The organism is Streptomyces araujoniae, assembly GCF_050871195.1.
Taxonomy (GTDB): Bacteria; Actinomycetota; Actinomycetes; order Streptomycetales; family Streptomycetaceae; genus Streptomyces; species Streptomyces bacillaris.
On the sequence record NZ_CP194070.1, the window covers coordinates 3443726 to 3469900 of the forward strand.

Sequence of the window (26175 nt, forward strand, 5' to 3'; positions counted from 1 at the left end):
GGCCGGTCTCTTCGGTCAGTCCTCCGAAGAAGCGGACGCGGAGGCGGTCTTCTTGGCCGTCGTGGCCTTCTTGGCCGTCGTCGTCTTCTTCGCAGCGGTCTTCTTGGCGGCCGTGGTCTTGGTGGCCGTCGTCTTCTTCGCGGCCGTCTTCTTGGCCGTCGCCTTCTTCGCCGGGGCCTTCTTCGCCGTCTTCTTCTTGGCGGGTCCCTTGGCGCGCTTCTCGGCGAGCAGCTCGTAGCCGCGCTCCGGAGTGATCTCCTCGACGCTGTCGCCGGTCCGCAGGGTGGCGTTGGTCTCGCCGTCGGTGACGTACGGGCCGAAGCGGCCGTCCTTGACCACCACCGGCCGCTCGCTGACCGGGTCGGTGCCCAGCTCCTTCAGCGGCGGCTTGGCCGCGGCCCGGCCGCGCTGCTTGGGCTGGGCGTAGATCGCGAGGGCCTCTTCGAGGGTGATGTCGAAGAGCTGCTCCTCGGAGGTGAGCGACCGGGAGTCGGTGCCCTTCTTGAGGTACGGGCCGTAGCGGCCGTTCTGCGCGGTGATCTCCACGCCCTCGGCGTCCGTGCCGACGACGCGCGGCAGCGACATCAGCTTGAGGGCGTCCTCCAGGGTGACCGTGTCCAGGGACATGGACTTGAAGAGGGAGGCGGTCCGCGGCTTCACCGCGTTCTTGCCGGTCTTCGGCGTCCCCTCGGGCAGCACCTCGGTGACGTACGGGCCGTAGCGGCCGTCCTTGGCGATGATCTGGTTGCCGCTGCCCGGATCCGTACCCAGCTCGAAGTCGCCGCTCGGCTTGGCCAGCAGCTCCTCCGCCAGCTCGACGGTCAGCTCGTCGGGGGCCAGGTCCTCGGGCACGTCGGCGCGCTGGTGGCCTTCGGCGTCCTTCTCGCCCCGCTCGATGTAGGGGCCGTAGCGGCCGACGCGGAGCTTGATGTCGTTGCCGACGGGGAAGGAGGAGATCTCCCGGGCGTCGATCGCGCCGAGGTCGGTGACCAGTTCCTTCAGACCGCCGAGGTGGTCGCCGTCGCCGTTGCCCGCGTCGGACGCGGAGCCCGCACCGGCCGGGTCGTCGCCGGAACCGGCCGCTCCGAAGTAGAAACGCTTCAGCCACGGCACGGACTGGGCCTCGCCCCGCGCGATGCGGTCGAGGTCGTCCTCCATGCGGGCGGTGAAGTCGTAGTCGACGAGCCGGCCGAAGTGCTTCTCCAGCAGGTTGACCACGGCGAAGGAGAGGAAGGACGGGACGAGCGCGGTGCCCTTCTTGAAGACGTAACCGCGATCCAGGATGGTCCCGATGATCGAGGCGTACGTCGACGGGCGGCCGATCTCGCGCTCTTCCAGCTCCTTGACCAGCGAGGCCTCGGTGTAGCGGGCGGGGGGCTTGGTGGCGTGGCCGTCGACCGTGATCTCGTCGGCGGTCAGCGCGTCGCCCTCGGCGACCTGCGGCAGCCGGCGCTCGCGGTCGTCCAGCTCGGCGTTGGGGTCGTCGGCACCCTCGACGTACGCCTTCATGAAGCCGTGGAAGGTGATCGTCTTGCCGGAGGCGGAGAACTCGGCGTCCCGGCCGTCGCTCGCCCGGCCGCCGATCTTGACGGTGACCGAGTTGCCGGTGGCGTCCTTCATCTGGGAGGCGACGGTCCGCTTCCAGATCAGCTCGTAGAGACGGAACTGGTCGCCGGTGAGGCCGGTCTCGGCGGGCGTGCGGAAGCGGTCGCCGGAGGGGCGGATCGCCTCGTGCGCCTCCTGCGCGTTCTTGACCTTGCCGGCGTACGTACGCGGCTTCTCGGGGAGGTAGTTCGCCCCGTACAACTGCGTGACCTGCGCCCGGGCCGCGGCGACCGCGGTGTCGGACAGGGTCGTGGAGTCCGTACGCATATAGGTGATGAAGCCGTTCTCGTACAGCTTCTGCGCCACCTGCATGGTCGCCTTGGCCCCGAAGCCCAGCTTGCGGCTCGCCTCCTGCTGGAGGGTGGTCGTGCGGAACGGGGCGTACGGGGAGCGCCGGTACGGCTTCGACTCGACGGACCGGACCGCGAAGGAGGAGTCGGCGAGCGCGGCGGCCAGGGCGCGGGCGTTCGCCTCGTCCAGGTGGAGCGTCTGGGCGGAGCCGGCCTTGAGCTGCCCGTCGGGGCCGAAGTCGCGGCCCTGGGCGATCCGGCGGCCGTCGACCGCGCTGAGGCGGGCGGTGAGCGTCGAGGGATCGGAGGCGTCGCCGGTACGGCCGGTGGCGAAGGTGCCGGTCAGGTCCCAGTACTCGGCGGAGCGGAAGGCGATGCGCTCGCGCTCCCGCTCGACGACGAGGCGGGTGGCGACGGACTGGACGCGGCCCGCCGACAGCTTCGGCATGACCTTCTTCCACAGGACCGGCGAGACCTCGTAGCCGTAGAGGCGGTCGAGGATGCGGCGGGTCTCCTGGGCGTCGACCATGCGCTGGTTCAGCTCGCGCGGGTTGGCGACGGCGGCCCGGATCGCGTCCTTGGTGATCTCGTGGAAGACCATCCGGTGGACCGGGACCTTGGGCCGCAGGACTTCCTGGAGGTGCCACGCGATGGCTTCGCCCTCGCGGTCCTCATCGGTGGCGAGGAAGAGTTCGTCGGACTCGGCCAGCAGCTGCTTGAGCTTCCTGACCTGGGCTTTCTTGTCGGCGTTGACGACGTAGATGGGCTGGAAGTCGTGTTCGACGTCCACGCCGAGGCGGCGGACCTCGCCGGTGTACTCGTCCGGGACCTCGGCCGCGCCGTTCGGGAGGTCGCGGATGTGCCCGACGCTCGCCTCGACGACGTATCCGGGGCCGAGATAGCCCTTGATCGTCTTCGCCTTGGCAGGCGACTCGACGATGACGAGTCGGCGGCCGCCCTGTGCGGTCTCGCTGGTCGGGGACAACTTCGCTCTTCTCTCCGGTCGACACTCGATGGGCATCCGGGCAGCGCCGTAGCGCTTCCCGCGGTGCTGTCGCTGCGGAGTGTGACGGTACAACCCGCCCCCGTGTCAAACGGCAAAAGCCCGCAACGGCCACTCGAACGGTAACCCGACTTCCGCCATTCCTGCCGCCCGGACCGTCGGGTCCGCGCCGTGCGAAGCCCTGTCCTACGGATATCAGGAAGGGGCGGAGGTGTGCGCGGAGCAGCACCGGGACCGGGGCGCGGCCCCGGCGGAGGAGGGGTCAGGCGAGCGTGAAGCACCAGACGCCGAGAGCGAGGAAAAGTACGCCGAAGAGGGTCGTGAGAGCGGTGGAGGCGACGGGGCTCACACCGTGCAGCACCGGCGCACGGTGCAGGGCGCGCGCCCCGGTCCAGACGAGGAGGGCGGCACCGAACAGTGCGAAGGCCGTGCCCGCGAAGACTGCTGCGACGCTCTCCATGTCGTACCTCTCGACCTTCCGAACCCTCTCGTACCGCCCGAGCACGTCGTCGTACCGCTCGATCATGAGGGAGGCTGCCACCCCGGAGCGTCGCCGACACGAACCCCGGGTGAACAGCACACACCCACCGGGAGTACCGGCGCTGTCACCAGCCGTGAGGGCGGTCGGGGGGCGAGGCCCGGGGCCCGTGGCCTGGGGCGGAGCCTGGGACCGGGCCCGGGACGTGACCTGGGGGCGGGTCGCCGCCCGGTGGTGGTCGCCGCCCGGCGGTGGTCGCAAGGCCCGCGCAGGGATGCGCCCGGTGGCGCTGTACGCCGGTGATGGCACGCGCGGGTGCCGCCCTACGCCGTACGAATCCGGCCACACCGGACGTCAGGGGCACGTCATCGGGGCAGGGCCCGGAATCCCCCGGTACGGCCCCGGCCACCGAGCCCCCTCGCGCGGCCGCGAGAGGCACCGGGACGGACCCCGGCGGAGCGCCCGCGAACCCGGGAGCGGAATCAGTGGAACGGACCGGGACGGGAGGACGGCGAACGCGAAGGGGCTGGTGGAGGGGGTGCCGGGAGAAGGGGGTGGCGCCGGTCCGTTCCGGAGCGGAGTGCGGCGGGGCGGCCGGGGCGACCGGCGCCCGGTGAGCCGTACCTGCGTTCGCCGGAGATCACCGCCGCGCCGCCGTGGACGCGGACGGCGACCGGACCCGACACCGCGTCACGCGGCGGAGAGAGGTGGGCCGTCGGCCATGCGTACCGCACGGGGCGCGCGCCCCCGGAGGCCGAGGGAGAAGGCCGGTACGACCGCCACCCGGGGCCCCGTTCCTCCATGACGGCCCCTCAGCCGAGCCCCTCCTCCCGTACCGCCCCGGCCACCGGCACCGGCTCCAGGAAGCCTTCCTCGACCAGGAGCCGGATCGCCTGCGGGGTGCGGTCGCGCAGGAGCACCGGGTCCTCGGACATCAGCTGGGCGATGGCGTCCAGGATCCGCCCGGCGGGCAGCGAACCGTCGCACACCCCGGCGAACCCGGCGGCCACCGCGTCCACCTTGGTCGCCCGCATCATCCCGCGGTGCTGGCGCAGCACCACGTGCTCGGGGTCCTCCGCCCCGGGCAGGCCCACCTGCTCCTGCACCACCTCGGCGGCGAGGGTGAAGTGCCCGGCGAGCAGCGCGGCGTCGTCCTGGTCGCGCAGATAGTCCTGGCGGGCGAAGTGCTCCTCCACCGCCCGGCCGAGGGGCTGCTGCACGGCGTGCGGCCACTCCTCGACGACGATCGACGGGTGTCCCCCGGCCGCGGCGGCGGAGCGGCGCAGGGTGATCCAGCCGAAGCCGACGGACGTGGTCCCGCGCGCCTCGAACTCGTCGAGCCAGGCCTCGTACCGCTCGGTGTACACGGCCGGGTCGCTGCGGTGGTCGCCGCCGTCGCGCAGCCACAGCTCGGCGTACTGCGTGACGTCCTGGACCTCGCGCTGGACGATCCAGGCATCGCACCCGGCGGGCACCCAGGAGCGCAGCCGGTCCTGCCACTCCTCTCCTTCCACGTGCTCCCAGTTGGCGAGGAACTGGGCGTATCCCCCCTCGTTGAGGTGGTCGCCCGCCTGCCGCACCAGCGTGCGGCACAGCTCGTCACCGGCCATGCCGCCGTCCCGGTAGGTGAGGCGGGCGCCGGGCGAGATGACGAAGGGCGGGTTGGAGACGATCAGGTCGAAGGTCTCGGTGCCGACCGGCTCGAAGAGCGAGCCGACGCGGAGGTCGGCGGGGGCGGCGCCGGAGAGGGCGAGGGTGAGCCGGGTGAACTCCAGGGCACGGGGGTTGAGATCGGTGGCGGTGACCCGGGTGGCGTGCTGCGCGGCGTGCAGCGCCTGGATGCCGGAGCCCGTACCGAGGTCGAGGGCGGAGGCGACCGGCGTACGGACGGTGATGGAGGCGAGCGTGGTGGAGGCCCCGCCGACGCCGAGGACGACTCCCTCCTCGCGGGAGCCGATCCCGCCCGCACCGCCGACCGCGCAGCCGAGGTCGGAGACGATGAACCAGTCCTCGCCGTCCGGCCCGCCGTACGGCCGTACGTCGACGGTGGCGCGGACCTGGTCGTCCTGGAGGCGCACCCAGCCGTCCTGGACGCACTCCTCCAGCGGCAGCGCGGCGCGGGCCTGCTCCTGGGGGACGGGGCGCTGGAGGAGGAACAGCCGGACCAGCGTGTCGAGCGGTGACGCTCCCCGGGTGGCGCGCAGGGCGGGGACCGTCTCGCTGCGGGCGAGCGCGGCGTAGGCGGCCGCGCCGAGCCGGTCGAGAAGGCCGTCGGCGGTGAAGTCCGCGGCGAGCAGCGCCTCGCGGAGGGTGGCGGTGTGGTCGGGTGCGGGAAGGCTGGTCTCACTCACCCGACCATTGTGGCCGGTCCCACTGACAACGGCAGCGGCCCGGCCACCCACCGGGTGTCCGGGCCGCCCCGCGCCGGGACCGTTCCGCCGGCCCTCAGGCCACCGGGGATCCCCGAAGGCCGCGGGCTACGACTTCTTCTCTTCCGGCTTCTCCTCCGAAGCCTTGTCTTCCGAAGCCTTGTCCTCCGAGGCGGACGCCGAGGGAGTGGCCGCCGCGTCCGGCGCCGCGGATCCCCCGGGGCTGGCGGGTCCGGTCGAGGCCGCCGACTTCTGGCAGCCCTTCTGCTTGGACATCGCCGTGCCCAGTTCACCGGACTCCAGCTTCTTCAGCGCCTGGTCACCGTTGGTGCCGATCTTCTGCAGCTCCTCGGCGATGCCCTTGAGGCCGTCGGCGAACTTCGCCTGGTCCTTGATCTCGATGGCCTCGACCTTGACCTTCAGAGCCGCGTAGGCCTTGGAGGCGTCGTTGAGCTCCTTCACGGCCTCCTTCTGCATGGTCTCGCCGTCGTCGACCGGCGGCGGACCGGCCGATTCCACGGCCTCGCCGAGCTCCTTGTACGCCTGGGAGATCTGCTGGAAGGCGATCGAGTCGGCCTCCCGGACATCAGCGGGCTTGCTGTTGTCGGCGGTCTGCTTCTGGATGGAGGCGTTGGCGTCGGTGATCTTCTGGAGCTGGGGCTGGAACTGGTCACAGACTTTCTTGGCCCAGTCGTTCACCTTGTCGCCGCTGTCGTCGCTGCAGCCCGACAGCGTCAGTACGAGTACCGCACCGCCGGACAGGGCGGCCGCAAGCTTCTTGTTCACCGGATGGGTCCCTTCCAAGGCTCTCGGCCCCGGAACTTACACGCCGGGAGGGCTCCATCCGGGTGCCGGGCATCTGGTACACCCCCTTTTGAAGCCATTTGCACCAAGGGAAATGAGGGAGACGCCACTCCGCCGAGGAATCCGACGCCCGTACGGTCACTCACCGGAACGATGGTTTCCGTCAGGGGACCGCACCCGTGAGGCGGCCCCTCATGGGGACCGGCCGCCTCACGACGAGACGAACGGGCGGGCGGGCGGCCCGTCAACACGTGCCGCCCACCCGCCAGGTGACCTCCCGTCACGCGGGGAGCCCGAACGGTCCGGAAGCGGCGAATCCCCTTCCGTGACCGCGCCCGCACACTCACCCGTCCCCGCGCACCCCTCTCACGGGGCCGCCGCTGGGCCGGGCGCCGGGAGCGACGGGCCGTCGCCCCCGGGCGCACCGCTGTCGTCACCCACGGCGATGCCGCGCCGCTTGGAGACGTACACCGCGCCGACGATGACCGCGATGGCGAAGACGGCCACCACCGCCCGTACCCAGGGGTTCGCGTCCGTTCCGTAGCTGAACTGCACGACCGCCGGGGCGATGAGCAGCGCGACCAGGTTCATCACCTTCAGGAGCGGGTTGATCGCCGGGCCCGCCGTGTCCTTGAACGGGTCACCGACCGTGTCCCCGATCACGGTCGCGGCGTGCGCCTCGCTGCCCTTGCCGCCGTGGTGACCGTCCTCCACCAGCTTCTTGGCGTTGTCCCAGGCGCCGCCGGAGTTGGCGAGGAAGACGGCCATCAGCGTGCCGGTGGCGATGGCGCCCGCGAGGTACGAGCCGAGCGCGCCGACACCGAGGGTGAAGCCGACCGCGATCGGCGCCAGGACCGCGAGGAGGCCGGGCGTGGCCAGCTCGCGCAGGGCGTCCTTGGTGCAGATGTCGACGACCCGCCCGTACTCCGGCTTCTCCGTCCGGTCCATGATCCCGGGGTGCTCGCGGAACTGCCGCCGGACCTCGTGGACGACGGCTCCGGCCGACCGGGAGACCGCGTTGACGGCCAGCCCGGAGAAGAGGAAGACGACCGCCGCGCCCAGGATCAGGCCGACCAGGTTGTTGGGCTGCGAGATGTCCAGGCTCAGCCCCAGTTCCCCCGCCCCCGCGCCCACGTCGGCCACCGCCGTGGCGATGGCGTCGCGGTAGGAGCCGAAGAGGGCGGCCGCCGCCAGGACGGCGGTGGCGATGGCGATGCCCTTGGTGATGGCCTTGGTGGTGTTGCCGACGGCGTCCAGGTCGGTGAGCACCTGGGCCCCGGCTCCGGTGACGTCCCCGGACATCTCCGCGATGCCCTGGGCGTTGTCGGAGACCGGTCCGAAGGTGTCCATGGCCACGATGACGCCGACCGTGGTGAGCAGCCCGGTCCCGGCGAGCGCCACCGCGAAGAGCGCCAGCATGATCGACGTACCGCCCAGCAGGAACGCCCCGTAGACGCCGAGGCCGATCAGCAGGGCGGTGTACACGGCCGACTCCAGGCCGATGGAGATGCCGGCCAGCACCACGGTCGCCGGGCCGGTCAGGGAGGACTTGCCGATGTCCTGGACGGGGCGGCGCTTGGTCTCGGTGAAGTAGCCGGTGAGCTGCTGGATCAGCGCGGCCAGGACGATGCCGATGGCCACCGCGACCAGGGCGAAGACCCGCGGGTCACCGCCGTGGGACGCGACCGCCTCGTCGGTGACCCCGCTGAGTTCGGCGTACGAGGACGGAAGGTAGGCGAACGCGGCCACGGCGACCAGGACGAGCGAGACCACCGCGGAGATGAAGAAACCCCGGTTGATCGCGGTCATCCCGCTGCGGTCGGCGCGGCGCGGGGCGACGGCGAAGATCCCGATCATCGCGGTGAGGACGCCGATCGCCGGGACCATCAGGGGGAAGGCCAGGCCGGAGTCGCCGAAGGCGGCCATGCCCAGGATGAGTGCGGCGACGAGCGTCACGGCGTACGACTCGAAGAGGTCGGCGGCCATGCCCGCGCAGTCCCCGACGTTGTCGCCCACGTTGTCGGCGATGGTGGCGGCGTTGCGCGGATCGTCCTCCGGAATGCCCTGCTCCACCTTGCCGACGAGGTCGGCGCCCACGTCGGCGGCCTTGGTGAAGATCCCACCACCGACCCTCATGAACATGGCGATCAGCGCCGCGCCGAGGCCGAAGCCCTCCAGCACCTTGGGCGCGTCGGCAGCGTAGACGAGAACGACGACGGAGGCACCGAGGAGCCCGAGCCCCACGGTGATCATTCCGACCACACCGCCGGTACGGAAAGCGATTTTCGTCGCCCGGTGGGCGACGGCGGTGAGATCCTTTTCCGGCTCGCCCTCTTCCGGAGTCGCCTCACGCGCGGCGGCGGCCACGCGCACATTGCTCCGCACGGCGAGCCGCATACCGATGTATCCGGTCGCCGCCGAGAAAAGCGCACCCACCAGGAAGAAGAGCGAACGCCCCGCGCGCTGTGACCAGTTGTCGGCCGGCAGCACCAGCAGCAGGAAAAACACGATCACGGAGAAGACACCGACCGTGCGCAGTTGCCGCGCCAGATAGGCGTTGGCGCCCTCCTGGACCGCCGCGGCGATCTCCTTCATCCGCTCGGTGCCCTCACCGGCGGCCATGACCTGGCGCACCAGCAGCCGGGCGAGGGCGAGCGCGGCGACGGCCACGACCGCCACGATGATGACGATCAGCCGGTTGTCGTCGGTGAGGACCGCCGCCGCGAGGGAGACGGGCCCGTCGGAAAGTGCGGATTCTTGCGTCGGTGCAGCCGTTGCGGCCGGTGCAGCCATTGGGGTGGTGAAGAACTCCGCCATACGTCCTCCTTGACGCTCAGCGCTCAAGACGTGGACGGATTGTAGGGAGCGGAACCGGATCAAAACAGTGGTCCGGAAGAGAATTGATCGCGCTCCCCCCAACACCGAAAGATCGACGGATGATCCTTCCCGAATGCAGTAATGGGGCGGGAACATTACGCAGGGGAATTACGTGGCCGAATTACGGGGAGGCGAGCCCGCCCCGGCCGTACTGACCATGTGGACCACAGGGTCCGTACGGGCCCACATGGAAAGGGCCCTGCGGGGGGCAGGCAGGGCCTCGGAAAAACCGGCACGGGCAGCAGGAGCCGCCGTCCGTCACGTCACGGGCCACGCCGTACGGCACGGAGCAGCCCGGCAGGGGTACGCAGCACGGAAAGCAGGACAGGTCAGCGCGACGCGGACGGCACGGGCCACGCCGTACGGGACAGCACGTCCCGGGGGGTACGCGTCAGGGGTGCACCGCGGCGAGGGCCGTCGGCCAGCTCATCCGGATGGTCCCGCCGCCCGCACCGGACCGGACCTCCACGTCGTCGACGAGTCCGCTGATCACGGCGAGGCCCATCTCGTCCTCGCCGCCATCGCTCTCGGCCTCGTCCGGGCCTCCGGACGCGCCGTGCGCCCCGGGCATGGCGGAGTCGCTCCCGGGGCCGGGGACACCGTCGCCGACCTCGATGGAGAACGCCTTCTCCTCCTCGGTCAGCACCACGCTGACCGGCTCGGTGATGCCGTGGCTGCGGTGCAGCCCGACGGCACGGCTGCACGCCTCACCGACGGCGAGCCTGACTTCGTCGAGCACCGCCTCGTCGACACCGGCCCGGCGTGCCACGGCGGCCGCCACCAGACGGGCCGTCCTGACATGTTCAGGCTGGGCACTGAAGCGGAGTTCAACGGTGGCCATGCCATCCCCCTGGAACGTTCGGGCGTACGCGTCAGAGGCCCCGGGCCTACAGCCCGGCACCCCTGTTCTCCTCCTCCGGAGGCCGACAGAATCCACCGCGGTGATCCACCGCCGGGGGATCGACGGAACCGACAGCCGGCCCGAAGGCCGACCGCCTGCCCGTCGCGGCCCGGTCGCTGCCGCTGTCGGTTCGATCCACTGCCTGACGACCGGCCCGGGGACCGGTCGAAGCCGACCTCAGTCGGTGGCGGCGACGGCCTCGTCGACCGTGGTGTGAATCGGGAACACCTTGGTCAGACCCGTGATCCGGAAGATCTTGAGAATGCGCTCCTGGTTGCAGACCAGGCGCAGCGAGCCCTCATGGGCCCGGACACGCTTCAAGCCGCCCACGAGCACGCCGAGGCCGGTGGAGTCGAGGAAGTCGACACCTTCCATGTCGACAACCAGGTGGTAGCTGCCGTCATTCACCAACTCGACCAACTGCTCGCGCAGCTTGGGCGCGGTATACACATCAATCTCGCCACCGACCTCGACGACCGTACGGTCGCCACCAGGTCCGGACACATTGCGAGTCGACAGGGACAGGTCCACGGATCCTCCAGCACCTTGCTATCGAGCGGTCGCCCCTCGGTCTCCCCGACGGAGGCCAGGGGACGGATCGCCAGCCGCGATGGCATTCAATCACTTACCAGCAGCCATGCACGACGCCTTGGGACCATTGTCCGTCACGCCAGTGACACACTCGGTGCCGATGGCCAAGAATCACCGTCCCGGACGACCACCCGAGAGTGGGGACACGCGCCCCTCTCCCGACATGATCCTCGACCGGCTCGCCACAGGGGCGGGCCGGGCCGCGCGCATCACTCATACGGAGCACCTGCCCCCCAGATCGGGAACCCATGCCATCTGGCCGGATCGCATCCGGCCAGAAGTGATCTCGGCGATCGGGAAGGCCGGGATCGACCTTCCGTGGGCCCACCAGGCGGCCGCCGCCGAGCACGCGCTGGACGGCGAATCGGTGGTGATCGCCACCGGCACGGCGTCGGGCAAGTCGCTCGCGTACCTCGCTCCGGTCCTCAGCACCCTGCTGGACGGCTCCGAGGCCCCCAACGGCCGCGGGGCGACCGCCCTGTACCTCGCCCCCACCAAGGCGCTCGCCGCCGACCAGCGCCGCTCCGTGAAGGCCCTGGCCGCGCCCCTGGGCAACGCCGTCCGGCCCGCGGTCTACGACGGCGACACCCCGGTCGAGGAACGCGAGTGGGTGCGGCAGTACGCGAACTACGTCCTGACCAACCCCGACATGCTGCACCGCGGGATCCTGCCGTCCCACCCACGCTGGTCCTCCTTCCTGCGCGCCCTGCGCTTCGTGGTGATCGACGAGTGCCACACGTACCGCGGCGTCTTCGGCTCCCATGTGGCCCAGGTCCTGCGGCGGCTGCGGCGTCTCTGCGCCCGTTACGGGGCCGACCCGGTCTTCCTGCTGGCCTCCGCCACCGCCGCCGATCCCTCGGTCGCCGCCGGGCGCCTGACGGGCCTGCGGGTCAGGGAGGTGTCCGACGACGCCTCCCCGCGCGGCGAGCTGGCCTTCGCCCTCTGGGAGCCCCCGCTGACCGAGCTGCACGGCGAGAAGGGCGCCCCCGTACGGCGTACCGCGACGGCCGAGACCGCCGACCTGCTCACCGACCTGACCGTCCAGGGGGTCCGCTCGGTCGCCTTCGTCCGCTCCCGGCGCGGCGCCGAGCTGATCTCGGTCATCGCGAAGGAGCGCCTGGCGGAGGTGGACCGCTCCCTGCCCGGGCGGGTCGCCGCCTACCGCGGCGGCTACCTCCCGGAGGAGCGCCGGGCCCTGGAGCGGGCCCTGCACTCCGGCGAACTGCTCGGGCTGGCCGCCACCACCGCCCTCGAACTGGGTATCGACGTCTCGGGCCTCGACGCCGTCGTCATCTGCGGCTATCCGGGAACCCGGGCCTCCCTCTGGCAGCAGGCGGGCCGCGCCGGCCGGTCGGGGCAGGGCTCCCTGGCCGTCCTGGTCGCCCGGGACGACCCGCTGGACACCTATCTGGTGCACCACCCCGAGGCGCTGTTCCGGCAGCCCGTGGAGTCGACCGTGCTGGACCCGGACAACCCCTATGTCCTGGCCCCCCACCTGTGCGCCGCGGCTGCCGAACTGCCGCTCACCGAGCCCGACATCGCGCTCTTCGGACCCGCGGTACCCGAGCTGCTGCCGCAGTTGGAGGCCGCGAAGCTGCTGCGGCGCAGGGCGTCGGGCTGGCACTGGACCCGCCGCGAGCGGGCCGCCGACCTCACCGACATCCGGGGCGGGGGCGGGCGCCCCGTCCAGATCGTCGAGGAGGGCACCGGACGCCTGCTGGGCACGGTCGACGCGGCCGCCGCCCACACGGCCGTCCACGAGGGCGCCGTCCACCTCCACCAAGGCCGCACCCACCTGGTCCGCAAACTGGACCTGGAGGACTCCGTCGCCCTGGTCGAGCGGGCCGACCCCCCGTACTCGACCGTCGCCCGCGACACCACGGCCATCTCCGTCCTGGAGACCGACACCGAGATCCCCTGGGGCCAGGGACGGCTCTGCTACGGCTCCGTCGAAGTCACCAACCAGGTCGTCTCCTTCCTCCGCCGCAGACTCATCACCGGCGAGGTCATGGGCGAGACCAAGCTCGACCTGCCTCCCCGCACCCTGCGCACCCGTGCCGTCTGGTGGACCGTCACCGAGGACCAGCTCGACGCCGCCCGCATCAACCCGGAGATCCTCGGCGGGGCCCTCCACGCGGCCGAGCACGCCTCGATCGGCCTCCTCCCGCTCTTCGCCACCTGCGACCGCTGGGACATCGGCGGCGTCTCCGTACCGCTGCACCCGGACACCCTGCTGCCGACGGTCTTCGTGTACGACGGCCACCCGGGCGGCGCCGGGTTCGCGGAGCGCGCCTTCCACACCGCCCGTGCGTGGCTGACCGCGACCCGCGAGGCCATCGCCTCCTGCGAGTGCGAGGCGGGGTGCCCCTCCTGCATCCAGTCCCCCAAGTGCGGCAACGGGAACGAGCCCCTGCACAAGCGAGGTGCCGTACGCCTGCTCACCGAACTCCTCAGGGCGGCACCGCCGGAACCCCCCGCGACGGATCGGCCCGACACCTGACGGGTTCCGCCCGATCACGGGGGCGGCCGGCCCGCCTCCCCGTGCGGCGCTGCCGTCGGAGGACCGGCGCGGGCCCTGACCGCGGGCTCGTAGGGCCCGAAGCCCGACCGGGCGACCACGTCCGCGATGTCCCCGTGAACCGTGCACCGGACGATCACCGCCTCCTGCGCCCGGGCTACCCGCCGGGCCGCCCCGCAGGCGGCCTCCGGCCCCTCCAACGCCCGGTCGGCGGCCGCCAGTGCCGCCAGATCCGCGGCACCACCGGCCCGGTGCCGAGCAGCCACCGCCTGCCCGAGCGCCAGGACGAGCGCGAACACCCCACACAGGGCAGCCGCGGTGACGGTCACCCACACGGTCGCCACTCCCCGGTCCGCCGCCCGCCCCGCTGCCTGTTCCCCCGTCCGCGCCGCCGCCCAGGAGCGCCTGTCGGCCGACCGTCCGAGCATGGTCCGGAGCCGGGCCCAGTGGTGGAGCGGGTCCCGGATACGGGGCCGGGTACGGCGGCGGAGGCGAGCCCCTGAGCGCAGGCGAGTCCTTAGGCGCAGTTGGGCCCTTGGGCACAGTTGGGCCCTTGGGCGCAGTTGGGTCTTTGGGCACAGACGAATCCTCGGGCTCAGGCGGGCCCAGTGCCGGAGGCAGCGTGACCGATACCCGCCGCGCTCAGGGCCCATCGACGTCAACCACGTCATGGCCGACACCTCCCACCGTGTCCTCGGCCAGGGCGACTGCCTCGGCTCGCAGCGTCAGGGACAGCACGGCGGGGCCCGGAGTGGGTGCCTCCACCCGGACGCGCCACAGGTCCCCCGCTCTCCCCACCTCGACCCGGGCCCGCCGGGGCGCTGTGTCCCTCGCCGCCGCCAGCACCACCGCCTCGGGCTCCGAACGTGCCGCTGCCCGTGCCCCCGCCCGTGCCGCGTCCACACACCGGATCTGGTCCGCAGCCGCCACCAGAGCCCAGAGCAACGCCATGGTGAAGGCCACCAGCACCGGGATCACCACGGCCGCCTCGGCCGTCACCGCGCCACGGTCCCGGCTCCGGAAGCGGCCCGGGTCTCCCGCCCGCCTCCGGCCGTGGGCCCCCGCCGGACTGTGCCGCCGAACCGCCCCCTGGCCCGTCCCGCCCTCAGAACTTCGCATCGAGCGCGCCCTCGACCAGGGATTGCAGCGCCGACAGCACCGGCCCGCTGTTCACCACCTTGTAGAGCACGGCGGCGAAGGCACAGGCCGCAATGGTGCCGACGGCGTATTCGGAAGTGGTCATTCCGCGATCGGACGAACGCGCGAGCCTTGCCGCCCACCGCGCGAACCCTGCCATCGTCCCGACGGCTCGCTCTGTGATCTTCTTGTTCATTTCATCCCCCGATGGACATGGATGGATCCTGTGGATCACGAATGTTGAGAGTGGCTCCCGCCCTCGGGCGAGAGCCGGACCGGCCTAACCCGCCGCCAGCAGCCCACCGGCCAGGCCGATGATCACCGGCGCCACCCCGACCGCCAGGAAGGCGGGCAGGAAGCAGAGCCCGACCGGCGCGGTGATCAACACCCCGGCCCTCTGAGCCCGCGCCACGGCCGCACCGGCCCGCTCGGCGCGCATCGCCTCGGCCAGCCGGGACACCGGTTCTGCCGCCGGGGCCCCGGTCGAGGCGGCCCGGTGCAGGCAGCGGGCGAGTGGGCCCGCGCCCGGTATCTCCCCGAGCCGCCCCCACGCCTCGGCGGGCTCCCCGCCCAGGCGGATCTCGGCAGCGGCGCGGGCGAGCAGGTCTCCGACCGGGCCGCCGATGGACTCCCCGACGGCCTCCGCCGCCTCGCGGGGTCCGGCGCCGACCGCGACACAGGCCGCCAGCAGATCGGCGGCCAGGGGAAGCTGCCCGGCGATCATGGCCTGCTCCTCCCGGGTCCCGCCCGGTCCCGCCCGGGGCCGGGAGCGCTGCCAGCGCCACATCCCGTACGCCGCGGCCGAACCGACGGCACACCCCGGCAAGCCGCCGAACAGGACCCATCCGGTCAGCCAGGCCCCCACCGGAGCCCCCCACAGGCTCACACGGGCACGTTTCCGAGCCCGGGGCCCGGGCCCGGCATCAGCGCCGCCACCCGCCCCGGACCCACCCGCTGCTCGTGCACCCCCGCCCGCCCGGACGCCGCTCCCCGTCCGGTCCCGTCCGGCAGCCGCCGGGGACCACCAGCCGGCTCGCGGGAGCGGAGTGGCGTCCAGGAGCGCGGCGCCCCGGCCTCGTACCGTTCGTCCCCGGTGCCGTGCCGTCACGGCGAGGACGAGCTGCGCCGTGACGCCCGCCAGCGCCACCGGCATCCCCAGGCTGTGGAGAACTTCTGCGGTTGCACTCACGGCGCCTCCCCTCCGCGCACGATCCGGCCGGCCCAGAAGAGCCCGGCCGCCTCCAGAAACCCTCCGACCACCAGGCAGAGCAGCCCGCCCGGCGTGTGGAGCAGCACCCGCAACGGCTCGGCCCCGAGCGCGGCGCCCAGCCCCAGACCGGCTACCGGCAGCAGTGCCAGGACCACGACGGTGGACCAGGCCCCTGCCAACTGGGCCCGTAACTCCTCCCGTCTGCGCCGGTCGGCCCGTAACGCCGCCTCCAGGCGGTCCAGCCCGGCCGCCAGCCCGGCGCCCCCGTCCACCGCCACCCGCCAGCACGCGGCCATCCCCGACAGGCCCTCCAGCCCCGGCCCGTCCGCCGCCCGCCGCAACGCGGCGGGCACATCACCTCCGAAGCGGGCGGCCGCGAGCACGGCGGCCTCCGCGTCCCCGAGCCACGCACCGACTCCCGGCCCGCCCCCGGCCTGCGGCTCCACCGCCGCGCACTCCCGCAATCCGGCCAACAGGGCCTGGCCAGGCTCCTGTCCGGCGCGCAGTTCCCCCACCACGGCCCCGCACAGCGCCGCCACGGTGTCCGCCGCCCGCTCGCGCTGCCGCCGCCGGGCACGACCGCGCAGCCACCTCCGTACCAACGGCACCGCCACGGCGCCCGCGAGAAGTGGCAGCACCGACTCCCCCAGCACCGCAAGCAGCACCGCGACCGGGACGCACCACCACTCGCGCCGCTCTCCGGCCAGCTCCCGGGCCCTGAGCAGAGAAGGCCATGGTCGCCAGCCCGGCCGCGGCTCGACCGGCCCGTCCACGAACAGGACCCGCGCCCTCCGCACCCCGGGCTCCCGTATCGCGACCAACCAGACCGCCACACCCGCGCAGAGGGCCGCCAGATGGATCGCGGAGCCCTGCACTCCCCCGTTCACATCGCACCCCCGATCAGCGACTCCAGCCGCGCCCAGCCCCGCTCTTGGACGAAGCCGTCGGCACCCCAGCTCAGGGCGGGCACGGTGAACACCAGCCCGGCCGCGTCCCGTTCGAGGACGTGTACGTCGGCGATCCTGCGTCGGCCCGCCCGGTCCCGTACGAGGTGGACGACCACCGAGAGCGCTGCCGCCAACTGGCTGTGCAGGGCGGTCCGGTCCAGCCCGGCGGCGGTCCCCAGCGCCTCCAGCCGGGCGGGCACATGCTCGGCGGCGTTGGCGTGGACCGTGCCGCAGCCTCCTTCATGACCGGTGTTCAGGGCGGCCAGCAATTGGGCCACTTCAGCGCCTCTGACCTCTCCCACCACCAGCCGGTCGGGACGCATCCGCAGCGCCTGGCGTACGAGATCTCGGAGGGTGACCCGGCCCGCGCCCTCCTGGTTGGCGGGGCGGGACTCCAGGCGCACCACATGGGGGTGGTCGGGGCGCAGTTCCGCGGAGTCCTCGGCGAGCACGATCCGTTCGTCCGCGCCGACGGCGCCCAGCAGGCTGGCGAGGAGCGTCGTCTTGCCCGCTCCGGTGCCTCCGCTGATCAGGTAGGAGAGACGGGCCTGCACCATGGCGCGCAGGATCCGGTCGCCACCGGGCGGAACGGTCCCGGCCGCCACCAGCTCAGCCAGGGAGAACGCCCGCGGGCGCACCACCCGCAGGGAGAGACAGGTCGAGCCGACGGAGACCGGGGGCAGCACGGCGTGCATCCGCGTCCCGTCCGGGAGGCGGGCGTCCACCCACGGCCGGGCGTCGTCCAGGCGTCGGCCCGCCACCGCAGCGAGCCGCTGGGCCAGCCGCCGCACCGCCGCGGCGTCCGCGAAGGTGATGCCGGTCAGCTGCAGGCCGCCTCCCCGGTCCACCCACACCCGGTCGGGCGCGGACACCAGCACATCGGTCACTTCGGGGTCCGCGAGCAGCGGCTCCAGCACTCCGGTCCCGACGAGTTCACCGCGCAGCTCGGCCGCCGCCCCGAGCACCTCCGTGTCGCCCAGCAGCCGCCCCTGGGCCCGCAGCGCGGCCGCCACTCCGGCGGGCGTCGGCGCGTCCCCACTGCGCGCCAGCCGTTGCCTCACGGCGTCGAGCAGCGCATCGGTCATGGCGCCCCACCCCCGGCCGGGGCGGCGGCGGAGCCGGGCCCGCCCGCTGCCTCCGCCTGCTCCCAGAACTCCGCGCAGAAGCGGGCCAGTGGACCCCGGGCGCTGCCTCCGGGTGGTGTCCCGCTGTCCTGGGCGGCCAGGAGGCCGGGTTCCAGAGGCAGTTCACCGATGAGTGGCAGACCGAGAGCTTGGGCGACCCAGCGTTCGTCCAGACCGGCCGCGTACGGTCCCCGGGCCACCACCCGCACGTCGTCCAGCACCGTGCGAACCGTGGACGCCACACGTTTCGCCGCCGCGACCGCCCTCAGCTCGCCCGGCACGACGAGCAGGCCCAGGTCGAGCTGGGCCAGGGCTTCCGCGACGCCCTCGTCCACCCGGCGTGGCAGATCCACGACCACCGCGCCACCCAGCCTGCGCGCGGCGGCCAGGACCGCCTGGACGGCCTGGGGCGCGATGGCCGTCTCCTCGTCGCGGCCCCAGCTCAGCACCCGCAGTCCGTGGAGCGCGGGCAGGGAGTCCTCCAGCGCCCCGCCGCCGAGCCGCCCCTTCGAGTGGGCGAAATCAGGCCACCTCATGCCTTCTGCCCGTTCCCCGCCGAGCAGGACGTCGATGCCGCCCCCCAGCGGGTCCGCGTCGATCAGCATCGTCCGCCGTCCGGCCCTCGCGGCGCTGACGGCGAGGGCGCAGGCCAGCGTCGATGCGCCGGAGCCGCCCCGTCCGCCGATCACCCCGACGGTGAGCGCCGGCTGGCCGACGCCCTCGGCCGCATTGGCGATCTGGTCGACGAGCCAGCCCTCCGCCTCCGGCAGCCGCAGCACGTATTCGGCCCCGATCTCGACCGCCCGTCGCCAGACGTCCGGGTCGTCCTGGTCCCGCCCGACCAGCATCACCCCCCTTCTGCGGGCAGCCCCGCGACACCGCGCGGCCGCGTCGTCGCCCACCAGGACCATCGGGGCCTGCTCCCAGCCGCCACGCCGCCCGGGCTGCTCGGGCGGCCCGTGATGGACCTCCGGCTCCGCCCCGGCGGCCGCGCAGAGCCGCAGCAGGTCGTCGAGCAACTCCATGTCCTCCGTCACGATCAGCGGCCCGCCGCGTCGCCCTCCGGCGACCGTCAGCCCTTCTCGCGCAAGGGATCCAGCCACGATCTCCGCCCCCTTCTCACTGCCCGTCCAGTGCGGTTCGCGGCGATCTCGGAGCGTTTCCGAGATGCGCGATTCCGGTACCCGCGGACTTCGCGGGAGGAATCAACGTGCAGCACCCCGGAAAAAGATGTGGATCTTGCTCCAAAACTGTGGACAACTTCGGCGTTGTGAATATCTCCGTCACCCGAACCAGCGACTTCCGGAGCGCAGCGCCGCTGCTACACACTGTGACGAGACGGAGTCGGCGCCATCGCGTCGCAAGAGCGGGCTCATCAGGCCCGGAAGGGAGGGAAACGCTGGGCCCGGGAATCGGAAACGCATCCGGACATGCGACGACCCCCGCCGGGGGGGAGAGCGGGGGTCGTCCCCACGGCCGACTCGGGGGGGGAGGAGCCGGACCGGGGTTAGCACGGTCGCGAACGATCCGTGACTTCCATGGTGTACCCGAGGGCCTTCTCAGGCAAACCCACGCGCCGGATTTTACGCCGAATGGCGGGCCCCTATGCTCAGCGTTGTGGAAAACTGCTTCTCGCCGCGCACAGCAGCCTTCTTTGACCTGGACAAGACGGTCATTGCGAAGTCTTCGACGCTGACCTTCAGCAAGTCCTTCTACCAAGGCGGGCTGATCAACCGCCGCGCCGTACTGCGCACCGCGTACACACAGTTCGTGTTCCTGGCCGGGGGCGCCGATCACGAGCAGATGGAGAAGATGCGTGCCTACCTCTCCGCCCTCTGCAAGGGATGGAACGTCCAGCAGGTCAGGGAGATCGTCGCCGAGACCCTGCACGACCTGATCGACCCGATCATCTACGACGAGGCGGCCACCCTCATCGAGGAGCATCACACGGCCGGCCGTGACGTGGTCATCGTCTCGACCTCCGGCGCGGAGGTCGTCGAACCGATCGGCGAACTGCTGGGCGCCGACCGCGTCGTCGCCACGCGCATGGTCGTCGGTGACGACGGCTGCTTCACGGGAGAGATCGAGTACTACGCCTACGGGCCGACCAAGGCCGAGGCGGTCCGGGCGCTCGCGGTGTCGGAGGGGTACGACCTCTCACGCTGCTACGCCTACAGCGACTCGGCGACCGACGTACCGATGCTGGAAGCGGTCGGCCACCCGCACGCGGTCAATCCCGACCGCGCGCTGCGCCGCGAAGCGACCCTTCGCGAGTGGCCGATTCTCGTCTTCAACCGCCCGGTCCGACTGAAGCAGCGGCTGCCCGCCTTCTCGATGCCGCCGCGACCGGCACTCGTGGCCGCCGCCGCGGTCGGGGCCGCAGCCGTCACGGCGGGGCTGGTCTGGTACGCCAGCCGCCGACGCACCGCGGCACTGCCCGGCTGAACCGGCCCACGACAGAGCCTGCGACGGAGCAGTCACGCCCCCGAGCAGCACTATCGGACAGCAGCGTCCGATTCGCTCTTGATTGAACCTAAAAGTAAAGAAGTCCGGCCAGGGCTTTCGCTTCACTCGGCCCTGGAGTACAAAGGAGTCAACGGCCCGCGAGACCAAGGACATCCGGGAGGATGACCTGTTTACGCAGTGACGGCCCCACGGACCGAGCACGAAAGCCGAGCACCCACGCGACGTCGACCCGTCGATTACGGGCCAGCCGCACCAGGTGACGGGCAAAGCACCCGACCTGATGGGCAATTCACGAGGACGCTTGGTAACTGGGCGGACGTGCCAGCGGCGGTACCGCAGTGCGGTACCGCCGCAACCCTTTCCCGACCCGCACAGCCCGCCGCCTGCCGCCCGCTCCGGGGGGCGCCTACGCGGCGCCGCGCTGCAGGGCCTCGCAGACCGCCGTCGACTCGCGCACACCCAGCTCGACCGAGCGCCCGCAGTGCGCGATCCACGCCGCCAGGCCCTCCGGGGTCCCGGCCGTGTACCCCTCGAACGCCGCGACGTACGCCGCGCGCCCTTGTTCCGCGTGGCCCACCTCGGCCGGACAGATGGACTTCGGGTCCAGTCCGCTGCCGATCAGCACGATGCGCTCGGCCGTACGCGCCACCAGGCCGTTGTGCGAACCGAAGGGGCGCAGCGCCAGCAACTCGCCGTGCACCACCGCGGCCGTCACCAGTGCGGGGGCCGTGGTTCCCGCGATGATGAGCCGGGAGAGCCCTTCGAGCCGCCCGGCCACCTCGTCGGCACTGGGGAGCGGCCCCTCGATCAGCGGCTCGTCCACCGTCTCGCCGGCCAGCCGCGGACGGCCGACGGCGTCGTCCGGCGCGGCACCCCCGGCCGCCACCAGGTGGAGCCGCGCCAGCACCCGCAGCGGCGACTGCCGCCAGATGGAGAGGAGTTGACCGGCCTCGGCGGTGAGCCTCAGCGCGGCGCCGACCGTACGCGCCTCGGCCTCACCGCTGAAGTCGGTGCGCCGGCGCACCTCCTCCAGGTTCCAGTCGGCACCGGCGAGCGCGGCCGACCCCCGGGAGCCCCGCAGCGCGGCTTCGGCGGTGACCTCGTTGCTGCGGCGGCGCATGACGCGGTGGCCGTAGACCCGGTCGACGGCCTTGCGTACGGAGTCCACGGCATCAGGCACTCCGGGCAGAGAACCGAGCGTGGCGAGCGGATCCGAGGGAGTCGTACTCATAAGTAGCGAGGCTACGCGCCCCCTGCACCCGGACCGCGCCCAAGTGGCCATCTTCACGAACATCGACAGCGCAAAGCGATCGACCCACTACCCTAGGTGAACATGAAGATCGCTTTCGTCGGGAAGGGCGGCAGCGGAAAGACCACGCTGTCCTCGCTCTTCATCCGCCACCTCGCCGCCAACGAAGCCCACGTCATCGCCGTCGACGCCGATATCAACCAGCATCTGGGGGCCGCCCTCGGTCTCGACGAGGCGGAGGCCGCCGCGCTGCCCGCCATGGGGGCGCACCTCCCCCTCATCAAGGACCATCTGCGCGGCACCAACCCCCGTATCGCCTCCGCCGAGACGATGATCAAGACGACTCCCCCCGGCGAGGGCTCCCGGCTGCTGCGGGTCCGCGAGGACAACCCGGTCTTCGACGCCTGCGCGCGTACGGTCCGGCTCGACGACGGGGAGATCCGGCTGATGGCCACCGGCCCGTTCACGGAGTCCGACCTCGGGGTGGCCTGCTACCACTCCAAGGTCGGGGCAGTCGAACTCTGCCTCAACCACCTGGTCGACGGCCCGGACGAGTACGTCGTGGTGGACATGACGGCGGGGTCGGACTCGTTCGCCTCGGGGATGTTCACGCGCTTCGACATGACGTTCCTGGTCGCGGAGCCGACCCGGAAGGGGGTGTCGGTGTACCGCCAGTACAAGGAGTACGCGCGGGACTTCGGCGTCGCACTGAAGGTCGTCGGCAACAAGGTGCAGGGCCAGGACGACCTGGACTTCCTGCGCGCGGAGGTCGGCGACGACCTGCTGATCGGGGTGGGGCACTCCGACTGGGTGCGGTCCATGGAGAAGGGGCGGCCATCACGGTTCGAACTGCTGGAGGCGGACAACCGGATGGCACTCCAGGCCCTCCAGGACGCCGCCGAGGACTCGTACGAGCTGCGTGACTGGGAGCGCTACACGCGGCAGATGGTGCACTTCCACCTGAAGAACGCGGAGAGCTGGGGCAACGAGAAGACGGGCGCCGACCTGGCCGCCCAGGTCGACCCCTCCTTCGTCCTCGGTGAACCGCGTACGGAGGCGTCCGTCCCCGCGGCCGTCTGACGGAACGCCGACCGCCCGGCCGGACATCCGGCCGTTGCATCGACGGGTCTGCACCACGCGCACCTCCCGCCCCCGACGACCGCAGTCAGAGGGGGACGGGAGGTGCGACCGTGGCGGCGTCACCGCGTCGGCACGGCATCGTCACGGTGCCGGTGCCGTCGCACCGGCACCGGCGCGGCCCGGGAAGGGCGCGGGCCTGTACGGCACAGGGCAGCGCGGGGGCGGTCGGTCAGCCCGCGTTACGGGGCGCCGGCTCCGCGGCCTCCGGTCCGGCCGCCTTGTCCTTCTCACCCTGCTGAGCAGCGGCGGCCTGGGCACCCAGGAAGGTCTTCCACCCCTGCTTGGGCGCTTCGCCGACGCCGAGGGTGGTGAGCTTGGCCAGCGCCTGCGAGTCCTGCGCGTCCAGCCAGTCCGCGAGCTGCCGGAAGGTCACGCAGCGCACGTCCTTCTTGGTGCACACCTTCGCGATGGTCTCCTCGATGGCGCGCATGTAGGTGCCGCCGTTCCAGGACTCGAAGTGGTTGCCGATGATCAGCGGCGCCCGGTTGCCGTTGTACGAGCGGTCGAAGGCCTGGAGGAGGCCGTCGCGCATCTGGTTGCCCCAGTACGCGTGCTGGGAGGGGTCGCCCTGGGTCTTCGTGCCGGACTGGTTGACCATGAAGTTGTAGTCCATCGAGAGGGTCTCGAAGGCACGGCCGGGCATCGGGACGAGCTGGAGCGGGATGTCCCAGACGCCGTCCTTCTTCTTGGGCCAGACCTGGTTGCCGACGCCGCTGGAGTCGTAGCGGAAGCCCATGGTCCGGGCCGCGGCGACCATGTTCTTCTGGCCCTCGAGGCAGGGGGTGCGGGCGCCGACCAGTTCCTGGTCGTAGTCGAAGGGGAGCGGCGCCTCGTTCTTCAGCTCGGGAGCGTTGGTCTTCCAGTTCTTGACGAAAGCTTTCGCCTGACTGATCTCGCTCTTCCACTCCTCGACGGACCAGGTGCCCACTCCGCCGTCCTTGCCGCAGAAGTGGCCGTTGAAGTGGGTGCCGATCTCGTTGCCGTCCTTCCAGGCGGCGCGCAGTTCGGCGAGGGTGTCTCGGATGCCGTCGGTGTCGTTGAAGCCGATGTCGGACCGGCCGGCCGCGTGCTGCGGCGGGGCGTAGAGGGATCGTTTCTCTTCAGGCAGCAGATACACACCGCTGAGGAAGTACGTCATTTTCGCGTCGTACTTCTTGCCGACGCTCCGGAAGTGGGAGAAGAGCTTCTGGCTGTCTTCTCCGGCGCCGTCCCAGGAGAACACGACGAACTGCGGGGGCTTCTGACCGGGTGCCAGGCGCTGGACGGCCGGCATGTTCGGCTGGACTCCGGTGAAGGCGGTGGAGCCGTCACCGATGAGCTTGACGGCTCCCTTGGGGGCGGCCTCCGGAGCGTTCTCCTTCGCGCCGTGGGCCCCCTTCTCGGCTCCCGCACCGGCACCCTCGGACGCGGAACTGCCGGATCCCGCACCGGAACAGCCCGCGAGTACGGCGACCAGCACCGTGGTCATCACGCCCAAGGCGATCCTCTTCGTGGCGGCCATCATCCGCCCACCTCTTCCCTGCAGCTCTGTTTGCGTCGAGTGCCGACACGGCGCGGTCAAACTCGCACGCGCCTCGGCGGGGAGAAGGGCGACAGGCCGAATGAAAAGCTGCCTATTCACTTGAAGGAGTGACGTGATGACCTAAATGCCGCATATGCGAACCACTGAACTTTACTCTCCATTACCATTCATTTACCGAGAGTTGAGGATTCCACTGCTAAGCACCGCGTCCCAGGGGAGGAGGAACGTGTCGGCCCACGCCCCCACTCGGCATGACAGCGCGTCCCGCGGCACCCCTCACCCGTCGCCCGGGCGACCGCCCCGCCTCCGTTCACGCATCGCGGGCGCGGACGTGTCCGCCTCCATCACCGTCTTCCTCATCGCCGTCCCGATGGCGCTCGGCCTTTCCCTCGCCGCGGGCGCCCCACTGGAGGCCGGGTCGGTGGCCGCGGCCCTCGGGGTCATCGGCTTCGGCGCGCCGGCGGGGGTCGCGCTCGGGCTGACGGTTGCCATGGTCGTCTCACTGCGGCGGTCGGGCCGTACGAAGATCACCGTGAGCGAGCAGGACGGACGCCATGTGGTCACCGTCCGCGGCCAGTTGACCTTCCTGTCCGTCCCCCGGCTCACCCGGGCTCTCGGACAGCTGCCACCAGGTGCCGACGCGGCCGTCGAACTGGACGTGTCCTTCGTGGACCATGCCGCCCACGAGGCGATCCAGGCATGGCGCGGCGCACAGATCACCCAGGGCGGCAGTGTGGCCCTGACCGACCGGTCCGGCGGCACGTTCGCCCCCGCCGGTCGACCCGGCGGCAGCATCACCCTCCCCGGCCGACCCGATGACGTCGCCGCCACCGCGCCGACCGCCGCAGCGGCCCACTCGTGCTGCCGCCCCTGGACCCCCTGGCGCAACCACCACTGCCACGACCACCCCGCAGGACCCACCCACGGCACGAGCACCCACACCAGCAGCGCCAGCACCGGGACCGGCATCACCGAAGCGGTCACCTCCGCGCCCGGCCCCGCACCGGACACCACAAGCCCTGAGAGCACCCATCGCCTACTCAGCGGCCTGAGTTCGTTCCAGCGGAACACCGCGCCCCTGGTCCGCGACGAGTTGGCCCGGCTCGCCTCCGAAGGGCAAAGCCCCTCGCAGCTCTTCATCACCTGCGCCGACTCCCGCCTGGTCACCAGCATGATCACCGCCAGCGGGCCCGGCGACCTCTTCACCGTGCGCAACGTCGGCAACCTCGTGCCCCCACCCGGCGCCCCGCCCACCGGCTCTCCGTCCACCGACACCCCGGCCATCCCCGCCACGCCCGCCACCAGCGGCGACGACTCGGTGGCCGCCGCGATCGAGTACGCGGTGGAGGTGCTGCGGGTCGAGTCCATCACCGTCTGCGGGCACTCCGGCTGCGGTGCCATGCAGGCGCTGCTCAGGGGCGAGCCGGAGGCCGGTCCGGACGCGCCGCGCACCCCGCTGTGGCGATGGCTGCGGCACGGTCTGCCGAGCCTGGAGCGGATGGCGTCACGCCGTCACTCCCGGCCGCGGCTCTCCGGCCGGCTGCCCGCCGACGAGGTCGAGCAGCTCTGTCTCACTCATGTGGTCCAGCAGTTGGAGCATCTACGGGCGCACGAGGCCGTGGCGCGGCGGCTCGCCGAAGGGACGCTCCAGTTGCACGGCATGTACTTCCACGTCGGTGAGGCGCAGGCGTATCTGCTGACCGAGGGGGGCGGCTCCAGAACGGGCCGGGACGACGTCTTCGACCGGGTCGGCACGGAAGAACCGGAGCCCACCACCCCCCGCCCCGCCACCTTCACCACCGCCCGACCCGCCACCCGCCCCACCACCTGCACCACGGCCTGATCCACCGTCTGAACCGGACAGCCCCCGGGTCCGTGGAACCTGATGACCCCACTCCGCGAGCGGACACCCCCTGCACCGGACACCTCCACGCCGCACACCCG

19 protein-coding genes and 1 pseudogene are annotated in these 26175 nt (G+C 72.0%); 4 read left to right on the forward strand and 16 right to left on the reverse strand.

The features are described from left to right. Positions 1-15: 15 nt before the first annotated feature. From topA to ACQ9ZG_RS14580, 7 genes are all read right to left on the reverse strand, one after another. A complete protein-coding gene (topA, locus tag ACQ9ZG_RS14550; RefSeq protein ID WP_109916180.1) occupies positions 16-2880 on the reverse strand; it encodes a type I DNA topoisomerase in 2865 nt (954 codons plus the stop codon). A gap of 280 nt (positions 2881-3160) precedes the next feature. After that, complete coding sequence (locus ACQ9ZG_RS14555) at positions 3161-3358, reverse strand: hypothetical protein (protein WP_026237775.1); 198 nt, start codon at positions 3356-3358, stop codon at positions 3161-3163. 830 nt (positions 3359-4188) lie between these two features. Then, entirely contained in the window at positions 4189-5727 is a 1539-nt protein-coding gene (locus ACQ9ZG_RS14560) for a DUF7059 domain-containing protein (protein ID WP_109917629.1), read from the reverse strand. A 126-nt stretch (positions 5728-5853) separates the two neighbouring features. Further along, complete coding sequence (locus ACQ9ZG_RS14565; RefSeq protein ID WP_028416078.1) at positions 5854-6531, reverse strand: hypothetical protein; 678 nt, start codon at positions 6529-6531, stop codon at positions 5854-5856. Between the two features lie 384 nt (positions 6532-6915). Continuing rightward, complete coding sequence (locus ACQ9ZG_RS14570; protein ID WP_109917628.1) at positions 6916-9366, reverse strand: sodium-translocating pyrophosphatase; 2451 nt, start codon at positions 9364-9366, stop codon at positions 6916-6918. 451 nt (positions 9367-9817) lie between these two features. Continuing rightward, positions 9818-10267 (reverse strand): ATP-binding protein, encoded by a 450-nt coding sequence (locus ACQ9ZG_RS14575; protein WP_109917627.1) that lies wholly within the window; start codon positions 10265-10267, stop codon positions 9818-9820. Positions 10268-10504: 237 nt separating this feature from the next. After that, positions 10505-10858, reverse strand: a complete 354-nt coding sequence (locus tag ACQ9ZG_RS14580; RefSeq protein ID WP_003967428.1) for an STAS domain-containing protein — start codon at positions 10856-10858, stop codon at positions 10505-10507. Positions 10859-10937: 79 nt separating this feature from the next. On the opposite strand from ACQ9ZG_RS14580, the gene ACQ9ZG_RS14585 reads away from it, so the two are divergent. Then, positions 10938-13418: a DEAD/DEAH box helicase gene (locus ACQ9ZG_RS14585; RefSeq protein WP_109917626.1), complete on the forward strand. Its 2481-nt coding sequence runs from the start codon at positions 10938-10940 to the stop codon at positions 13416-13418. A gap of 14 nt (positions 13419-13432) precedes the next feature. Here the strand turns inward: ACQ9ZG_RS14585 and ACQ9ZG_RS14590 are convergent, their stop codons facing one another. The 7 genes from ACQ9ZG_RS14590 to ssd all read right to left on the reverse strand — a co-directional run bounded on the left by ACQ9ZG_RS14590 (position 13433) and on the right by ssd (position 18957). Further along, positions 13433-13864 (reverse strand): Rv3654c family TadE-like protein, encoded by a 432-nt coding sequence (locus ACQ9ZG_RS14590; RefSeq protein ID WP_499280632.1) that lies wholly within the window; start codon positions 13862-13864, stop codon positions 13433-13435. 214 nt (positions 13865-14078) lie between these two features. Continuing rightward, positions 14079-14435 carry a TadE family type IV pilus minor pilin gene (locus ACQ9ZG_RS14595; protein WP_018489454.1) on the reverse strand — a complete coding sequence of 119 codons (357 nt, stop codon included), beginning with the start codon at positions 14433-14435 and terminating at the stop codon, positions 14079-14081. Positions 14436-14541: 106 nt separating this feature from the next. Continuing rightward, positions 14542-14769 (reverse strand): DUF4244 domain-containing protein, encoded by a 228-nt coding sequence (locus ACQ9ZG_RS14600; RefSeq protein WP_234017975.1) that lies wholly within the window; start codon positions 14767-14769, stop codon positions 14542-14544. An 84-nt stretch (positions 14770-14853) separates the two neighbouring features. Next, the gene (locus ACQ9ZG_RS14605) at positions 14854-15726 is read right to left on the reverse strand and encodes a type II secretion system F family protein (protein WP_499281603.1); all 873 of its coding nucleotides are present in this window, start codon (positions 15724-15726) and stop codon (positions 14854-14856) included. A gap of 32 nt (positions 15727-15758) precedes the next feature. Then, entirely contained in the window at positions 15759-16670 is a 912-nt protein-coding gene (locus ACQ9ZG_RS14610) for a type II secretion system F family protein (RefSeq protein ID WP_499280633.1), read from the reverse strand. After that, a complete protein-coding gene (locus ACQ9ZG_RS14615) occupies positions 16667-17815 on the reverse strand; it encodes a TadA family conjugal transfer-associated ATPase (RefSeq protein ID WP_499280634.1) in 1149 nt (382 codons plus the stop codon). The genes ACQ9ZG_RS14610 and ACQ9ZG_RS14615 overlap by 4 nt, the downstream gene beginning before the upstream one ends. Then, positions 17812-18957 (reverse strand): septum site-determining protein Ssd, encoded by a 1146-nt coding sequence (gene ssd / locus ACQ9ZG_RS14620; protein WP_109917270.1) that lies wholly within the window; start codon positions 18955-18957, stop codon positions 17812-17814. The genes ACQ9ZG_RS14615 and ssd overlap by 4 nt, the downstream gene beginning before the upstream one ends. A 502-nt stretch (positions 18958-19459) precedes the next feature. On the opposite strand from ssd, the gene ACQ9ZG_RS14625 reads away from it, so the two are divergent. Further along, positions 19460-20299 carry an HAD family hydrolase gene (locus tag ACQ9ZG_RS14625; RefSeq protein WP_028416068.1) on the forward strand — a complete coding sequence of 280 codons (840 nt, stop codon included), beginning with the start codon at positions 19460-19462 and terminating at the stop codon, positions 20297-20299. Positions 20300-20726: 427 nt separating this feature from the next. Here the strand turns inward: ACQ9ZG_RS14625 and ACQ9ZG_RS14630 are convergent, their stop codons facing one another. Next, positions 20727-21551 (reverse strand): Fic family protein, encoded by an 825-nt coding sequence (locus ACQ9ZG_RS14630; protein ID WP_028416067.1) that lies wholly within the window; start codon positions 21549-21551, stop codon positions 20727-20729. Between the two features lie 102 nt (positions 21552-21653). Here ACQ9ZG_RS14630 and ACQ9ZG_RS14635 point away from each other — a divergent pair, with 102 nt between their 5' ends. After that, the gene (locus ACQ9ZG_RS14635; RefSeq protein WP_084994190.1) at positions 21654-22649 is read left to right on the forward strand and encodes an ATP-binding protein; all 996 of its coding nucleotides are present in this window, start codon (positions 21654-21656) and stop codon (positions 22647-22649) included. 229 nt (positions 22650-22878) lie between these two features. Here ACQ9ZG_RS14635 and ACQ9ZG_RS14640 read toward each other — a convergent pair whose 3' ends face one another. Further along, positions 22879-24213 (reverse strand): polysaccharide deacetylase family protein, encoded by a 1335-nt coding sequence (locus ACQ9ZG_RS14640; RefSeq protein ID WP_018489463.1) that lies wholly within the window; start codon positions 24211-24213, stop codon positions 22879-22881. 451 nt (positions 24214-24664) lie between these two features. Between ACQ9ZG_RS14640 and ACQ9ZG_RS14645 the strand changes: the two are divergent. Beyond that, positions 24665-26074, forward strand: a pseudogene (locus tag ACQ9ZG_RS14645) (carbonic anhydrase); the annotation flags it as partial. Positions 26075-26175 lie beyond the last annotated feature (101 nt).

What these genes read in the sequence shown, in the direction of transcription:
- ACQ9ZG_RS14555 (WP_026237775.1), bottom strand. Translation starts at nt 3,358, where the DNA reads ATGGAGAGCGTCGCAGCAGTCTTCGCGGGCACGGCCTTCGCACTGTTC.
- ACQ9ZG_RS14570 (WP_109917628.1), bottom strand. Translation starts at nt 9,366, where the DNA reads ATGGCGGAGTTCTTCACCACCCCAATGGCTGCACCGGCCGCAACGGCT.
- ACQ9ZG_RS14575 (WP_109917627.1), bottom strand. Translation starts at nt 10,267, where the DNA reads ATGGCCACCGTTGAACTCCGCTTCAGTGCCCAGCCTGAACATGTCAGG.
- ACQ9ZG_RS14585 (WP_109917626.1), top strand. Translation starts at nt 10,938, where the DNA reads ATGGCATTCAATCACTTACCAGCAGCCATGCACGACGCCTTGGGACCA.
- ACQ9ZG_RS14590 (WP_499280632.1), bottom strand. Translation starts at nt 13,864, where the DNA reads ATGCTCGGACGGTCGGCCGACAGGCGCTCCTGGGCGGCGGCGCGGACG.
- ACQ9ZG_RS14600 (WP_234017975.1), bottom strand. Translation starts at nt 14,769, where the DNA reads ATGAACAAGAAGATCACAGAGCGAGCCGTCGGGACGATGGCAGGGTTC.
- ACQ9ZG_RS14605 (WP_499281603.1), bottom strand. Translation starts at nt 15,726, where the DNA reads ATGCCGGTGGCGCTGGCGGGCGTCACGGCGCAGCTCGTCCTCGCCGTG.
- ACQ9ZG_RS14615 (WP_499280634.1), bottom strand. Translation starts at nt 17,815, where the DNA reads ATGACCGATGCGCTGCTCGACGCCGTGAGGCAACGGCTGGCGCGCAGT.
- ACQ9ZG_RS14625 (WP_028416068.1), top strand. Translation starts at nt 19,460, where the DNA reads ATGCTCAGCGTTGTGGAAAACTGCTTCTCGCCGCGCACAGCAGCCTTC.
- ACQ9ZG_RS14630 (WP_028416067.1), bottom strand. Translation starts at nt 21,551, where the DNA reads ATGAGTACGACTCCCTCGGATCCGCTCGCCACGCTCGGTTCTCTGCCC.
- ACQ9ZG_RS14635 (WP_084994190.1), top strand. Translation starts at nt 21,654, where the DNA reads ATGAAGATCGCTTTCGTCGGGAAGGGCGGCAGCGGAAAGACCACGCTG.
- ACQ9ZG_RS14640 (WP_018489463.1), bottom strand. Translation starts at nt 24,213, where the DNA reads ATGATGGCCGCCACGAAGAGGATCGCCTTGGGCGTGATGACCACGGTG.